A 16428-nucleotide genomic window follows, 5' to 3' on the forward strand; every position below is an offset into this window, starting at 1 on the left:
ATACATAAATCTTTCCAAAAGAACTGCCCCCATACATAGTCTGGAAGTTCATCTTCAAACTTCTCCCTTAGTTCTCCTTTGGTCACTCCAAGTTCAAATATTTCTTCCAAAAATCAAATGAGGTTAATCTGGGTAAATTTGTCCTGTAATCCTTAAGCAAGCTGTCATAATTTTTTTCTATTTCCGCCAATAATTTCCTGAACTGCTTTTTTAGCTTTCTTTCCATATGGTAGTCAAACTCACGCAGCACACTGGTTTTGTTCAAAAGATTATATACCTTCACATGCCTTTTTATCAGAAAAGTCTCCACCGGAGGGTACCATTCCTGCGCAAGATTCATACCTTTCCGCTTCAGGACACACTTCGAGGCAGGTACACACTTATAGCAGACCTGAATCAGGCGAACACAGATTCTTTTCAGTCTTGCATAATGAAACGGTTTATCCTTTACAGCTTTTAATTCATAAAAATCAGTTACCGGCTCTCTTGCTTCCTCTGCAATTCTGCCGACTGTCTCTGCAATCTCCTGCACATCCTCGTCAAAAACCCGGCTCCCCTTTAAAACATCTTCCAAGGCCCTGATGTATAACTGTGCCGAAACGTAATCATAGGTATCCAGGCTATATCGGAATCCTGCGCTATACAGCCGCCCAAAATTTTTTTTAAATCCGTCCGAATACAAAGCATTTATCATAAACATATTGCGAGACATATAATAGGCTTCCGTTGCTTTACCCACCCGATAGTAGAATGGGGCATGCCACACACAGATACCGTTTAGCTGGATAAAGGCCTTTCCAAACTTCCTGCGTCCATATTCCACGTCATCCCCACGAATAAATACAGGGAGGGGCAGGTCATTTATACTCTTTTCCTTATCCATCGGAAAGCAACTGTAAAACCATGCAGCATTTGCTTTTGACCGCTTATTATGATAGACACTTTCCGGAATATCATTTACCTTTAATATCTCCTCAAACTCCGTAAGATTAGCCCCCTGATGATAGGCAGCTACCCACAATCCATCCTCTACTGCCAGGTTTTCAACAAAAATGTTTTTGTGATATAGATCCAGCATCGCACCATTTATGACTGCGTCTTTGTACTCTTCCCTAAGATAATCCGCCAACACCAATGTCCGGTAAAAGCTTTCGGGAATGATTTCCACATCATCATCCATAAAGAGACATCTTGTATAATCCTCCCTTGCCCTGCAAGCCTCAATCAATCCCCGGGCAAACCCACCTGCTCCGCCCGCATTGATATTATAAAAAACAGTAACATATTCATTACTCCGGCTTAAATCCAGAGTCTTCCCATTATCAATAACAAACAAGTGCATTCGGTTCCTTAAAGCTTCATTTTCTGAAAGATAATTTTCAAACATTGCCATCGCTTTGTGAATATATGCTTCTCTTTTATAAGTACAGATCACAATCGCAAGTATGTTTTCTCTGACCGGAGGAATATCTGTATACCATCCCGCCGACCGGAATCTGCATGGGGCATCCTTTCTATCTCTTATAATGAAATAAACAGCGTCATAGGCGGCAGGATTATCTATCTTGATATATCTTTCCTCCTGGTTATCCCTGAATTCCTCAAATATCAGTTTTTCATCAATATGCCCATAAGCGGCATTTTGATTGCTTCCCACAATTTCAACGCAAAAGTCGCCTTTTATATCCAGTTTTAAAAATAAATTTCGGACAGCTCCATAATGAAACCATTTTTTGGCTGCAAACAAATTCATCCATGTATTAAAGTACAACTCATTCAATGCCACCAACGGTTCCCCAAATGCCATGCATTCCGTCTGACTGAATCGAAAAAACAGTTTTTGGCAGTCCCTTTCTTTCACTCCAGGCATCACAACCCGCTGCAACAGTTCTTTACCCATTCTTATCCCCTCCGCATATCGCAAGCCTTGCTTGCGATACTGCCGCCATTAAAGAGTTTGGAAGTTTAACTTCCAAACTTATTCCCTACGCATACCGCAAGCCTTGCTTGCGATACTGCATTATATTGTTCTTAAACGTAATTTTTTATCTGGTATCCTTTACCGGAAAGCCACCCGGCAAAGTGTTCAATATTGTCCGTATTATTTTTTGTATACCAGTTTTTCAGGGGATACTCCATTCCATAAACAGGATATTTCCCACCAGCCAGCTTATTATAGGGCAGCAGATGAATTTCCGTTTCCGGCCTGCACACCTCCACAATCAGTTTCCCCGCACTTTCCAGATTGTAGCGGGTATCTGTAATTTCCGGAATCATAGGCATCCGCAGAATGGTCTTCTTCTGTGTTCCCATCAGATACTTTAAATTTTCCAGAATAATCTGGTTGGAAACGCCTGTATATTTCCTGTGGGCGGCATCATCAATCAGTTTCAGGTCAAAATAAACCATGTCAAACTGCTCTGCCAAGGCGGAGAATTTCTTCGGTTCACAATAGCCTGAAGTATCCAAAAGCTTATGTATCCCCCTGCACCGCTCTGCAAATTTCAAAAGGAAATCTGCCTGCATGCCTGGCTCCCCTCCGGAAAAGGTAATTCCGCCTCCGCAGTTGTGGAAATACGGCCTATAAGAGTCCATTCTCTTTGTCAGCTCCTCCAACGTCCATTCCCTCCCGGTCATTTTCCCGGTCCGGCTGTTACATTGTGGAAGGGGACTTATTCCCTCGGGATTATGACACCATCTGCACTTAAGGGGGCATCCCTTCATAAATACCGTTACCCGTACTCCCGGTCCGTCATGAATGGAATATTCTTTTATATCAAAAACAATTCCTTTGTCCATTTTTCCTGTAATAGACAACCCATACGGCTTTGCCGCAGCAGCTATCCATAAGCTCCGCATCCCCATTATTTTGATAAAATTCATTTTCTATCGTCAGACCAAATTTTTCCGGCTGTGTTAAAAAGGGCTTGCTGCTTTTATCCTCTATATCAATTGCCACTGCCAGAATTCCGTCAAACTCCAATAAGCCACACATCTTTTCGAAATCCTTTTCATCCATTAATATGGTTTTATTCTCATCAAACGCTATAATCACGCAGAATTTACTTTGAATCCCATCTATTGTTCCTGTTTGAAATGTAACATAATCGGAACCGTAATACATCTTCCCTGCACGGGTATAATAGTCAATACTGTTCAGGCACAGACAGTTATCGATAGGCCCATACTGTGACAACAGATCCGCCCCTGTTCCGTAACCGCTCTCAACATCCAAAACACTGTCATTTTCTTTGATATATCTAAGCAGATATAAATACCGGTAAACCATCTGCTCCGATGCCATAAAAAGCTTGTCAAGACACCAGCCGTCCTTCGCGCCTCCCCTGGTTTGCAGGGTGCTTCTGTCCTCTAGCACCGATATCCGTCTCTGCAAATCCAGCACCACATCCCTGATGAGAAGTATCTGCTTATGCTGTGGATTTAATTTGTAATAAATTCTTTTCAGCGCTCCTTTTAGCCTGCGTATCAACTTTTTCATAGCAATCTAATTTATCTCCCTGCTTGCGCCATCATATATATGTGGTATTTTTCAAGTATTTCCTGTGCCAAACCTATCTTTCTGATTTCCCCATCATGCAGCCATATTACCCTGTCGCATAGCCTTTGAAGGGTTTCAATATTATGTGATACAATAATTACCGTTCTGTTCTTATCTTGTATTAACGTTTCCATTTTCGTAAAACTCTTCCTCTGAAAATTTTCATCTCCAACGCTCAATACCTCGTCCACCAGAATAATATCTGTTTCCAAATTGCATGTGATTGAAAAAGCCAGCTTCGCATGCATGCCGCTGGAATATGTCTTAACCGGCCTGTCAATAAACTCTCCCAGTTCAGCAAAATCAATGATTTCTTTTTCTCTCTTCTTGATTTCTTTCTCTGTAAACCCCAGCAGCATACCGGATAAATAAATATTTTTCCTTCCTGTCAGGGTATCCTTAAAACCCACTCCTAAAGAAAGCAAAGACACTGTATTTTCCTTCAAATCAATGGTACCGGAATTGGGACAGAATACTCCGGCAATCGCTCTAAGCAGGGTAGACTTTCCACTTCCATTTTTCCCTATTATCCCTAATATTTCTCCTTTTTCCACCTGAAAGGAAATTCCTTTTATGGCTTCAAATTCTTCCGCTTTCTCCGCATCCCGCCGCAACAAATTCCTTTGTATGGAAAAATTTTTCATTAGCTTATATGTAATTATGACATTTGAAACGTCTATAGCAATTTCTCCCATATCCTTCCCCTGCCACTTCTCATCTGCTCTGCTTACCCAAATTTATATATTTAAATTAACTTCACATAATTATTTTCATTCTTGCGAATCAAACGGATTCCTCCGGCTGCCAGCAACAGAGAAATAAGCATCCATATGCCCAGCAGAATCGCCGATGGCGGTTCCTGATTAAGAAGCGACTTTCTGATACAAAATAGCAGGTATGCTATCGGATTTATGCGCTGAAGCAGATAACCAAAGGGAGCCGGAATACTCTTTTGAATGTTAAAAAAAATACCGGTTACATAAAAAGCCAGATTCAGCGCAATCGCAAGCAGTCTGGAAAGGTCGTTCACATACACACCAAAATGCAGGAAATAAAGGCTGCATGCAAAGCAAAAAACAAAAAATACCATCAAATCGGGCAATACATACATCAGCTTAATTCCCACAGGAACTTTGTATGCAATCATCATCACAGCCACAATCAACCAGCCTATCAGCATCTTAAAGGCCAGCACCAGCATTCTCTGAATCAGCAGAATATACTTGGGTATATATACCCTTGAAATAATGTGTTGGTTGCTCCTAATCAGATTCACGCTGGAAGTAATACATCTGCTGAAATAATCCCACACCGTAATTCCTATAAAAACAAAAACAGGAAAATACGGCTCGTTGTTTTTGAATACCACACCAAATATCAATACGTAAATCAACATAGAGCTTAAAGGCTCCAATATCCACCATATCCAGTTCAAATAGGAGTTCGCCACTTCATCCTGCAAATCTGCTTTAGCGGCATAAACCGCAAACTTCCAATACTTTTTTACTTCCCTGCAAAAAGTCATCTGTCAGTTCCTCTTAAAAGGCCATAATTTCATTCCTGTGTACCATCCCAAATTTCCTTTCCCCGTATACATCATAATCAGGCAGAGGGTTCTGAAATATCCCGTATTTTTGTTCAGGTCCTGTCTTGCTCTGTACCAATATTCCCACTTCCTCTTTCCTTTCATCTTTGAAAGCGCAAACCCGTGGGTCTGAATCTTAATTACCTGCAGCAAATCCGTCTTTGCCTTATCTTTGAATTTCTCCACATACTTATCTAAATGCTCAAATATGCTAAAATGAACGAAAAAACCTTCATCGGAACAGGCCACATCCTGCCCTTTTCGTCCCAGACGATAGTAGTATAAATATTCGGGAACGCACACTGCGCTTTTTGCCGCAAAAATATATTCCACCCGGAAAGGAAGATCGTCAAACCGCTTCAAATCCTCGTGAAATCTTATCTGATGATGATCAATGACATCCTTCTTATAGATACACCTCCATATGGCTACTCTGGTATTGACTGCCAGCTTTTGTACCTTATCCTGCCTATAGGTTCCACTGTCATAAGGCTCTTTGAGACAGTCATTTAATATCTTTTCTGTGTTTCCTGACTGCTCGTAATATTCCTTATACCCACAATAAGCTAAATCATAATTTCCCAGGATTATCCTTCGAAATAATTGATAAAACATGCTTCCCTCTATAAAGTCATCCGGATCTACAAATCCCAGGTATCTTCCCTTCGCCTGTGCGATTCCTCTGTTCCTTGCCGAGGCACAGCCGCCATTTTTTTTATCAATTAAATGAATTCTTCTATCCTGTTCCATATATCTTCCGATAACATCTGCAGAACCATCCACAGAGCCGTCATTTACAAAAAGATATTCCACATAAGGCGCCTTCCACTTAAGCAGAGATTCTATACATTCAGGAAGGTATGCTTCTACATTGTAAACCGGAAGTATAACAGACAATTCCACATCTTCTTCCCCTCTCTGCCACTCCAGAATCTCACAGCTGCCCGCGTCCTCTCTATTTGCTCCCGGCCATATTGTCTTTTCCCTTTCCAGGTAAATAAAATCAGATATCTGCCGGTACTGCTCCCATAAGTCGAAATATTCTTCTTCCTTATCCAATCTTCCAATGAAAAAGCGCGGAGCGATTTCCTGTATGTCTATTGCCATCTCCCTGCATCCTCTGTCAAAAATAACTGCATCTATCTGCTTCCTACTATGCGGCATATACTTTAACGTACAGGGTTCAATCAAATCGGAACATATATTGTTTTCTTCCTGCGAACAATAATGAATCTTTTCTATACCTTTTTTCCTTAAAAGCCAGAAAGCCAGCTCCTGAAATTCTTTTGTCCTTCCTATCAGCAACACACTTTTTATGTCATAAATCTTTGAAAGATAACTCTTAATCTGTAACATTTTTTATTCATTCCTGATCCGTAAATAATAACCACCGTTCCTTGGTGTCAAGCAACTCTTTCCCCCGCTCCCAGCAGCTTCTTAATTGTCTTTTCCCCCATCTCCTGCCAAAGATAATCATAAAAAACAAAAGAAAGCGGTTTCCTCCTGATTGCAGTTATAAAAAGCAGATACTGTCTGGCATCTGCTCTCCCACAGCATTCCTTCACACCCTTTTTTAGTGCGGTTATACATTCTTTGGGCAGCCTTTTGAATACCAAATGCAGCTTATCCACCAAATTTTTGCGGTTATCTGTATCCGCCATACGGATACACCATATGGAAAATCTGACCATAACCCTCATCACCGGAAAATAAAGCGCCTTTCTGTTTTCGCTGAAAATATACTGTAGTAAATCTTCAAATACAACCAGAATATCCATCCGCTCTTTCCCTCTCAAAGAGGTTATCTGTGTATGACTCCCTATTCTGTAATAAAATCCTGTTTCTCCTATTCCCATACAGACGCAGCACTTTGACAACAGGTAAAAGTGAGGGTATACATCTTCCCACTTTACCCTTTCCCGAAATCTGAAATGAATCCGGTTTATAAACTTCATTTGCAGCACCTTTCGGCATTGATTTACTTCAAATCTATAAATATCCGCATTTTCCTGCGGATTCACAATGACTCCATCCTCCGGAAATATACTTTCAAACAAGGGCTTATCATACCAGTCTTTCACTATCTTACTGCCCTCATGAAAAATCTGGGGTAAAGTCATAATCATCTCTATTTTTTCTTCTTTATGTCTCTTAAGATGGTACGCAAGCTTCTCAACATATTCCGGCATCAGCCAGTCATCGCTGTCAAGAAACGAGACATATGGGGTATCTACCAGATCCATTCCACGGTTTCTGGCTCCGCCAAGTCCCCTGTTTTCCTGATATATGTAATCAATTTTATTTTCTTTTATATAGCGCTTACAGATTTCTTCCGTATCATCATCGGAACCATCATTGACAATCATCACTTTGTATCTTCCGTCTGTCTGGTTAAGAATACTTTCAATTGTCCTTGCGATTGTTCTCCCGGAATTATAGACCGGAACAACAAAGGTAACTATTTCATTTATCTCCCATCACCCACTACCAATATTTTCAAACCTTCCAACATACCGCCTTGCGGCACAAACATTGTGTGAAGAATGACCGTCAGGATATTCTTCTGAGTGTGAAACTTAGAAAATCTTAAATGGCGTTCTTGGTCATTTTAGATTTTCTTTTCACACTTAACACATGTTGTAAATTTTATGTTTCTTATCACTTTCTTTTGAAAATGCTTTATTTTCTTTTATCACATATGGCTCCCAATCTAGCTCAGACTCATTTTTCTTTGTTTTACTTCCTTCAGCGGCATTATATTCCATCCTCCGGATATGATATTGGGTATCAGACAAAATCCTCCTGTTTGCTGCTATCAAATCAGAAATGAGTCCTATCATAAATGTCAAAAAACCCACAATAATCAATGTACACGCCAATATAAGTGACTGTATATGTCCATATCCTTGTCCTATAACAATCAAATACAAGAATCTGATTCCAATCCCAACTCCACAAAACAGCGGTATACATGACAGATAGGTAAAACACTTTAGCGGCTGATACATCATATATGCCCTGAGAATAATAACGATCGACTTTTTTACATACGACCAAACGCTATGAAAAAGTCTCGATGGTCTTATGTCCGGATTCGTATGAACAGGTACGCTCCTGACCGCTATCTTATCCCTACCCGCCTGGACAATTGTTTCCAATGTGTATGTATAATCATTAATCACATTAATATGCATTGCTGCATCCTTCGTCATTGCACGGAATCCACTAGGCGCGTCAGGAACATTTGTATTTGATGCCTTTCTGACAGCCCAACTTCCAAAGTGCTGAAGTTTCTTTTTTAAAAACGAAAAATGCTCTATTTCATCTATTGATCTTGCTCCAATTACCATATCAGCTTCTCCATCCAGAATCGGTTGAATTAAATGCTGGATGTCATCTGCACAATATTGGTTATCCGCATCTGTATTAACAATAATATCAGCCCCATTTCGAAGACAGCCATCCAACCCAGCCATAAAGCCTCTGGCCAGTCCCTTATTTTGATTGAAGTTTACAATGTGATGAACCCCCCATTTTTCGGCCACCTCAACGGTTGCATCTTTGCTTCCATCGTTAATAATCAAATATTCGATTTCATCAATGCCCTCAAGCGTTTTAGGCAAATCATTCAACACCATCTCAAGCGTGTCGGCCTCGTTATAACAGGGGATTTGAATGATCAGCTTCATTATCTATGTTCCTCTTCTGCGTTTCAGTCAATCATTTCCATATTATTTGCCGCTATTTTCTTTTTTATCTTTATTAGATTTTATTGTGGCTATCATACCGGTAGCGAAAATTCCCACCACTAAAACTCCAATGACAGCAATCCAGATATAAGAACGTCTTTGCTCTCCGTGCTGTCTTTCTATTTCTTCAATGACCATTTCATTTTCCGTTTCCAAGGCTTCCATTTCCTCATCTAAACCAGCCTCTTTCAGTCCCATAGCGCCTTGCTCATCAACTTCAACCTGTAATTCCGTTACACACTCTACAGGAATATACCCTTTCAGATTCTGATAGGAGACTTCATACCATCCGTCCTGGGTTTGGCCAATTATCCAGACCGGAGAACCTGCTTTAAAATTTATGACTGTCTCCGCTGCCTCCTCAGGCCTTTCCTTTGCGTCACAATCAACCAGCAGTGTCATAATCTGATTTAATTCTGTGACCGCAATTTCATCTGTACCTGCATCCGCCTTTACCGGAATTGTATGAAAAGTCAAAAGCAAACCAAACACAAGCGACAATAAAATTATTTTTCTAATTTTTTTCATCATTTTCCTCATTTCTGCGCGGCGCCAAATCTGAATGATAATACAGTATAAACGTGTTTGCCTCAATATGTTTGTCATATATGGATTCAAAATCTTCCTTCCGTTTTGTATCACGGCATACAATCAAATAGTCTCCCAATTCTTCTGTCTTTGCCGCTTCATCCTTTATGACGTGAATCGGTATGTTGGGAAGCTGCATTTGTTGAAAATCAATAAACTCAGGCGCTCCTTCATCCAGATAAACCACTTTCGTCTCAGCACTGCTATTTTCTAGTATTTTCTCAGCGATGATTAAATCTACAAAGCTGACTTCATTCACTTTATAAGTATACCGGGCGCTAACCAACAGCCCCAGTGCAGCTTCTGTTACCATAATGATTCCAAGCAGCCACTCTGCATTCCTGATATTTATCGATGCCCGGATCATTCCGGCCACCAGAATCATGAAAAAAAATCCCAGAATCCATGCGTTTCTAAAAAAGGAATCAGGTGCAAAATTATCTTCATCCAAAAGATAACTGAGGCCTACAACAAAATAGCCGCGCATGCCTTCCATGTTTTCCTTTTCAATGACAGATAAAATTAGAAACAGCATGAGCCCTGACAGGCTCCCCATTGCCAATGTCACCGGAAAGAGCCATCGGCTTTGAAGCATTACCGCCATTCCAATGACAATCAGTACCGGAACAATAAATTCAACATATCTTCCATATATAAGGCAATCTATTTTCGCAGAGCCATGCATATAAATACTGCATATCATCACTTCACCGGCGAAAGACAATAGCAAAAAGACTGCAATCCAATGTTTTACCTCAACAATACATTTCTTTTTGCCTGCGAAGATCTTTATCAGGTGAAAGGTCTTCTTTATGCACCACCCAAGCGCCCAATAAACGATTCCATAACTTGCCATTCCAAGATAAAATATTTTGGCGATAATCTCTTTTACAAAAATCAAAAAGCCATATGGTGTTAATATCTCTCTGATCTTCCATGCCTGGCTGGTATAATCATTGGTAGCCAGCTTCTCAGCATCCGCTCCGGCAAACACGGATACTAACACATTCTTTTTCATAATTACAACCGTCAATCCGGCAAGCGCCATAACTCCAACCGCTACCAGCATCACCTTTTTTTTGGCCGGATCGGTTAATCCCCAAAGCAATAATGTGAATACTCCGGCTATTGCGATTCCCACCGAGCGCATATGGACACTATACATATAAACAAGGCAAATTGCCAAAAGAACCCCAATACCTGTCTGCGGCCTTTGGATAAAACGAATAAACAGATAAGTCAATGCCGCAAACAAAAACATTAAAAGCGCTTCCGCTAACGTCATCTGCATATAAAAAATCCAGGCCGGATAAAAAACTGCAATCCCACTGATAAAGATCCTCTTGATATGGCTAATTTCCGGAAACAATCTGCCTGTGCTGCACCATAACAGCAAAAACCCGGCACACATAAGCGCCATATTTACAGTTATAGCGGCACGATATGCATCCACTCCGCCTGTAAATATTTTCAGTATCGGTATCAACAACAAGCTATAGCCAAAGGAATAATAGGATCCCATGGCTGCTACCTCTGACCAGTCATAGCCTACTGCCTTCGCCGCGCTTGCCCAGTACCCAAATTCATCCGGGTACATAGTAAATCCACAAATTTTGAATATACCGTATTGAAAAACACAAATGATAATGAGAATCACAAAAATAAGATAGCAATATTCTTTTTTTATTTTACGCATAAAAACCAAGATAAACTTTTATTGTTCTTCATAGCAGAAGCTGCCATATGGCAGCTTCTACCCAATTACGCTTAAACATAAATGATTAATATCTAATTATTGCATAAGCGCCGGCGCCGCCTGTCGTATCGAAGGTAATGGTGTTTTCCTTTTCATCAACATCCGCCAAAATAGAGGTAACACCGCCTGCACGGACACATACTACAGCATAAGTAGTCTCTGAGCGCAAGAAGTTTTTGGGAATGCCTAATGAGATCCTGATAGCCGGGCCATCAGAAGGAAGAAGACTGTACTTACCTGCAGCCATCTTACCAAGTTCAATGTTAAGCATGGGGCCGACTGTTGCTCCCTGGGAAGCTGCCGCCAAATCAATTGCTGCTTTAGCCAGTGGACTCTTCTTCACATCCAGGTTTGAAAACTTACTGTATGGCTTTTCGTTATTGGCAAGGCCATAGCCTGAAGCAATAGAAGCCACGCTGGTAGTAACTGCCATTCCATTTACGTTGGTTGCCATGTAAATGCCAGCAGTCGTTGTTTTTACCCCTCCGGCAGAACTGGTGGTAGGGATACTTGATGTACTTGATGCAGTAATTTCTTCCACGGTTGACTTCGTAGAACCCTTTGTGGTGGTAGCTCCAACGTTCATCACAGGAGCTATTACCAGTGAAAGAGCCAGTGCGCCAGTCATCATTTTTTTGATGATACTTACTTTCATCATTCTCTCCTCCTACATTAAGATAAATTTACGGTTCTGAGATTACCCTATTATGAGGCTTTCTCAACACAGCCGTTATGCAAAGCTATCTATTACTTCAGCCATTAAAAGTCGCAATTAGAAATTTATTATGTTTATGAGGGTTTTCTTATAAATTGCTGCGATTTATAACCGCTGAAGTAATAAAACATTGCACACCATTGGCATGCTATTATTAATAGCTTTATTGTCAGTATATGCTATTTATAATATATTTTCAAGTATTTTTTGTAATAAAATTTGAAAACATAGATGATAGATAATAGCTGCGGCTGATTTTCTATTTATATGAGGTATCAATATGGCTAACAAAACTTTAGAGCAATACCTTAAGGATTTGCGAAAATCCTGTAATTATTCTCAGGAATTTGTTGCTTCGCATTTGAATATCACAAGACAAACCTATTCTCATTACGAAAACGGCAGGATCACTCCGCCGGTTAATTCTCTGTATAATCTTGCCAAGCTGTATGGAGTTGCTGTGGAAACCTTTCTGGAACTGGTAGTCACTTATCATATAAATACAGATTTTGCATTGGAACAGCAGAAAGAAAAAAAAGATATGGTGGATGAATTATCATTTTTTTTAGATTTTATAAATGCTCCTGAAAATAGCAAAAAATTCAAATTTTTAAACAGAAAGGAGCGGCAGCTTCTCTTTTATTATCTATTTCTGGACGCAAGAGATCAGGATGATATTCTTACCTTTATGAAGGTAAAATATCAAAACCGAAAAAAAGACCAATAATTTTTCTGAAACATTAAGCAACTCTCAGGCAGCGTTTTTGGCGCCTTGGAGTTGCTTAATGTTTTTCTCACGCTGACCAACATGATTCCGCTTTGCGGAATCTCAAATCAGAATGACAAATGCCGTATTTTAACCACAGTCTCTTTTCCGGCCACAAGCTCCCAGGCCTTTCCTTCCACCCACAGTGTTCCGCCTGAAACATCTGTCCACACCCGAATCTCCTTTTCATTGGCACAGACTTCCACCACGCCTCCGGGAACCGGAACCTTCCCGCAAAACCATTTCAAGTCGCCCAAATCAGGGCGTACATCAAAGGTTTCGTATGCCACGTCTGTACTGAGCACGCCCAGGCGGAACGCTCCAAGCAGATAAATGGGACTGGCGCTCCATGCATGGCACAAAGATTTCTCATAGGGATTCCCATACATTGCATAATGCTCCGCCCCCTTCATGGCCGGATCATATTCCTCATACAGGGTTGTAGCCCCTGTTTTAAGCATACTTCCATAATACTTCCGAATAGATTCCTCCAAAAGTCTTCCGTTGCCTTCCAGACAATGCACCTGATTTTCGTAGAACTTAAAGTAAGGCGTTGTGATCTGCCTTACTGCTTCATTCAGAATAACCTTTTCATAAATATCCTTCTTTTGCTTTTCGCTGCAGGGCAGAAACAAGTAGGCTAAAATATTGCTGTGGCGGGTCACATTCCGTCTGCCGGATTCAAAGCTGTCAATGAACACCTCTTTTTCCTTATCATAAAACTTTTCCTTTATCAGCTCATACAGCCTTCGTGCCTTCCGCCCATATCCTTCTGCAAGCTCCAGGCCCTGTTCCTGCTTCGTATCTACGGGCCGACTTTCGTTTTCAATGTCTTTAGAAAACGCCGCCTTGAGCAGATCTCCATAGCATTCCAATGCTTTGCCATACAAAATCTGCTCTCCGCAAAGTGCGCCTTCCTTATCCATAGGCGCCCAATCAATAAAATTCCAGTCTCCCTGCTTTTCCCTCATAAATCCGTCATCGCTTTCCCTGCCCTCGCAAAAGGCCATCACCTCCTTCATTTGAGGCAATATCTGACGGACGAATTTCCGGTCTCCATAAGTCTGATAATATTCTTTTATCCCAATGAACCAAAAAAATGTGTAGTCCATAATGGTATTGATGTGACGCTTAAAGGGCGCTTTCCCTCCCAAGGCAATCAGCGTGCGCTTCTCAATCTCCGGGTCAAAAAACAGATACCGGTTCACGAACAGGCTCTGGTAAGCGTCCGCAGACCATACCCACCTGTCCCGTTTGATCCCGTCCAGAAAAAATTCCCGGCAATTTAAACGGAAGGTGTAAGCTGCCACATGCCACACCCGGTTTATCAGCTCATCCTCACACTGAAAGTTTCCTCTATACTCTAACGGAAGATACTCATATTCCGCCTCTGCCTCCGCCCCCTCATCACTCACATAAAGATACCGAAAGGCGCAAGGGGCATAAGACAGCTCACCCTCCTTTGGCTCCTGCAAAAAATGAATCACGCTCCAATCATGGTCAAGAGCCTCCTCCTGGGATTCGCCAAAATTTACCTGCACTTTCTGATCCGTCAGATGAAGGAGCCTTACTGCCGCAAAGGTCTCCTTTCCATAATCAAACAGAACACCGTTTTCCAGTTTTTCCTTCTTCCTATAAGAAATAGGGGCATAAGAAAAAGGGAAAATCTCGGGGGTTTTTTCCCTGTCCATAAAAAGGCTGTCGGTGCCTACCGGTTCAAAATTCATGGACAGGTCATCTGCTTCCCAGCTCTCATCGCTTTCGATGACACCCTCCACAAAAAGGCAGGGGAATGTTTTTAGATTGGATACCCGGATCTGTACTGTAACTGTACCTGCCTTAAGTGCAATCTCTGTCTTTCCTCCATACTTTTCCGTCTCCCAGAGCTTTGAGCCCGTCTGTATGGTAGTAGATACATGCCCGCAGGCGTGAATACGAAAGACGCCTCCCGCAGTTGTCACCTTCTTCTGAAAGACCACCACCGGTTCCGGCGCATACATTTTCCAGACCACCGGTTCCGGATAACCGTACTGCTGCCGCCTGTCATGCAGCATCAGACTGTGATAAATCTCAAATTCCCCAAATTTCCAAATCCATTTTGCCATATAAATTCCCATCCTTTCCGCATCATTGTGAAAATAATTAAAAAAAAGGTATCAAATCTGCCCCTTTTAAATTGCCTGCGGCCAGGGGCCGATTTCATAAGAACAAAATTTACTATACCATTAGCATGCAAAGCATTCTATGTTTTTTATGTGAAAGATTGGTGATTTTGTGACAGCTTGGAATATTGGATTCGCCGCCCACAGAACTTAAAGGACATAAAACAACCTCAGAAATACCGATTTGGGGTATCCTCTGAGGTTATATATACTATTCTAGCTCTATTTTCTTATTAACGCTTTTTATCCAGACACTACAAGGTCACAATCACGCCCCCATCATTGGCATACATACTGCTGACGCCCTTTGTGTCCATAATGAGCACATCCTTTACCTTTATCTGGGAAAGAATCATTTCCTTTACGCTCTCAGCCCGTCCCGGACAATTGCAGTGGGTGATCATAAGTGTCTTTTCCTCAGGAGAGGCAGCCTCACTTGCCACAATATTGGCCATTTTCGCAAGGGCCTTTTTGATTCCAATGGCTTGGCCCAACTGGATAATTTCACCCTTAGTAGCGCCCATAACCGGCTTGATACTCAAAGTGGAGGCCACCAGAGCCTTTACACGGCTAAGCCTTCCGTTTTTTCGCAAAGTTTCCAGATTATCCAGTACAAAATATGTGTTCATCCTATCCCTGTAATCCGTTAGTTTTTGGCAGATTTCCGCAAAAGGCAGACCTGCCTCGGACCATTGCGCCGCTTTAAAGGCCAGTTGTGTCTCCCCACAGCTGGCGGACTCGGAATCGCACACAAAAATATTCTTATCGCCATATTTCTCATGATAAAGCTTTTTCCCTACCTCTGCGCTGTTATAACTTCCACTTAATTTGGAAGACAAAGTAAACACAAACACATTCTCCGCCTCCGTACAGTAGGAATCTCTGAATTTTTCAGGAGAAGGGCAAAAGGATTTCGGACACTTTGGCGAAGCGGCAACCCTTGAGAGAAAATATGCCTGGTCAAAGTTCTCGTCATCCATGATCAGCTCATCTGCAACCTCAAGCCCCAGTGGAATACGCTCATATCTGGTATTCCCTTCATATTCTTTAGGAAATTCGCAACAACTGTCTGCCACTATCTTATAACTCATAATATTCTCCCATTCTCGCCGGCAGCCCACAAAATGAGGCGTTTCGCACAAATCTTTACTTTATTCCGTAGTTTTATTACAATAAGCCAACGCTCGAAGCGTATCATCCTTTTTGCAATCCTTCCATTTTTATATCCAACAATCCTGCTTTTTAAACCGGGAAGACTTTTTTCTTTTGCCATGCAATGTAGTTTTCATTACTACTTATAATAGCATATCATTCCCGCCATGTAAAGTAATAATTCTTACATTGAATGGAATTTAGTAACAGTTTGTTACTTTTCATGAGTCAGAAATGCGCACAGGCTATCCATTCCATTGGAACACGATTCTACTTTTACCTTGCGCCCAAAAAGGAAATATTATATGATTAGGAAAGAATAAATACTGTTGTGCCCTGCGGAACCCTTTCCCTAACCAGTTCCGCCGCACTTCACAAAGCAGCTTATTGAAATTC

Annotated in this window: 14 protein-coding genes; 1 reads left to right on the plus strand and 13 read right to left on the minus strand. The window is 41.3% G+C overall.

Going from position 1 to position 16428, the window contains the following annotated elements:
* Positions 1 to 82 precede the first annotated feature (82 nt).
* The 11 genes from D5281_RS08675 to D5281_RS08725 all read right to left on the minus strand — a co-directional run bounded on the left by D5281_RS08675 (position 83) and on the right by D5281_RS08725 (position 11895).
* Entirely contained in the window at positions 83 to 1900 is a 1818-nt protein-coding gene (locus D5281_RS08675) for a glycosyltransferase (protein WP_160559770.1), read from the minus strand.
* Positions 1901 to 2031: 131 nt separating this feature from the next.
* The gene (locus tag D5281_RS08680) at positions 2032 to 2799 is read right to left on the minus strand and encodes a radical SAM protein (RefSeq protein ID WP_160559771.1); all 768 of its coding nucleotides are present in this window, start codon (positions 2797 to 2799) and stop codon (positions 2032 to 2034) included.
* The gene (locus D5281_RS08685) at positions 2777 to 3499 is read right to left on the minus strand and encodes a hypothetical protein (RefSeq protein WP_160559772.1); all 723 of its coding nucleotides are present in this window, start codon (positions 3497 to 3499) and stop codon (positions 2777 to 2779) included. Before D5281_RS08685 ends, D5281_RS08680 begins: the two co-directional genes overlap by 23 nt.
* An 11-nt stretch (positions 3500 to 3510) precedes the next feature.
* The gene (locus D5281_RS08690) at positions 3511 to 4254 is read right to left on the minus strand and encodes an ABC transporter ATP-binding protein (RefSeq protein WP_160559773.1); all 744 of its coding nucleotides are present in this window, start codon (positions 4252 to 4254) and stop codon (positions 3511 to 3513) included.
* A gap of 50 nt (positions 4255 to 4304) precedes the next feature.
* A complete protein-coding gene (locus D5281_RS08695; RefSeq protein WP_160559774.1) occupies positions 4305 to 5084 on the minus strand; it encodes an ABC transporter permease in 780 nt (259 codons plus the stop codon).
* Between the two features lie 3 nt (positions 5085 to 5087).
* On the minus strand, positions 5088 to 6500 hold the full coding sequence (locus tag D5281_RS08700) for a glycosyltransferase (protein WP_160559775.1): 1413 nt from the start codon (positions 6498 to 6500) through the stop codon (positions 5088 to 5090).
* Between the two features lie 47 nt (positions 6501 to 6547).
* Positions 6548 to 7615: a glycosyltransferase family A protein gene (locus D5281_RS08705; protein ID WP_330584900.1), complete on the minus strand. Its 1068-nt coding sequence runs from the start codon at positions 7613 to 7615 to the stop codon at positions 6548 to 6550.
* Positions 7616 to 7771: 156 nt separating this feature from the next.
* Positions 7772 to 8833, minus strand: coding sequence for a glycosyltransferase family 2 protein (locus D5281_RS08710; RefSeq protein ID WP_160559776.1), 1062 nt, complete (start codon positions 8831 to 8833; stop codon positions 7772 to 7774).
* 42 nt (positions 8834 to 8875) lie between these two features.
* Complete coding sequence (locus D5281_RS08715) at positions 8876 to 9424, minus strand: SH3 domain-containing protein (RefSeq protein WP_160559777.1); 549 nt, start codon at positions 9422 to 9424, stop codon at positions 8876 to 8878.
* Complete coding sequence (locus tag D5281_RS08720) at positions 9408 to 11078, minus strand: hypothetical protein (protein WP_160559778.1); 1671 nt, start codon at positions 11076 to 11078, stop codon at positions 9408 to 9410. Before D5281_RS08720 ends, D5281_RS08715 begins: the two co-directional genes overlap by 17 nt.
* 184 nt (positions 11079 to 11262) lie before the next feature.
* Positions 11263 to 11895: a hypothetical protein gene (locus D5281_RS08725; protein WP_160559779.1), complete on the minus strand. Its 633-nt coding sequence runs from the start codon at positions 11893 to 11895 to the stop codon at positions 11263 to 11265.
* 337 nt (positions 11896 to 12232) lie between these two features.
* Between D5281_RS08725 and D5281_RS08730 the strand changes: the two genes are divergently transcribed.
* Complete coding sequence (locus D5281_RS08730) at positions 12233 to 12679, plus strand: helix-turn-helix transcriptional regulator (protein ID WP_160559780.1); 447 nt, start codon at positions 12233 to 12235, stop codon at positions 12677 to 12679.
* Positions 12680 to 12786: 107 nt separating this feature from the next.
* On the opposite strand, the gene D5281_RS08735 is transcribed toward D5281_RS08730, so the two are convergent.
* Both D5281_RS08735 and D5281_RS08740 read right to left on the minus strand, forming a co-directional pair.
* Positions 12787 to 14823 (minus strand): alpha-L-rhamnosidase-related protein, encoded by a 2037-nt coding sequence (locus D5281_RS08735; protein WP_160559781.1) that lies wholly within the window; start codon positions 14821 to 14823, stop codon positions 12787 to 12789.
* Between the two features lie 311 nt (positions 14824 to 15134).
* Positions 15135 to 15971 carry a DegV family protein gene (locus tag D5281_RS08740; RefSeq protein WP_160559782.1) on the minus strand — a complete coding sequence of 279 codons (837 nt, stop codon included), beginning with the start codon at positions 15969 to 15971 and terminating at the stop codon, positions 15135 to 15137.
* Positions 15972 to 16428: the final 457 nt, after the last annotated feature.

Origin of the sequence: Parablautia muri, assembly GCF_009917485.1 — a bacterium.
Classification (GTDB): domain Bacteria; phylum Bacillota; class Clostridia; order Lachnospirales; family Lachnospiraceae; genus Suilimivivens; species Suilimivivens muri.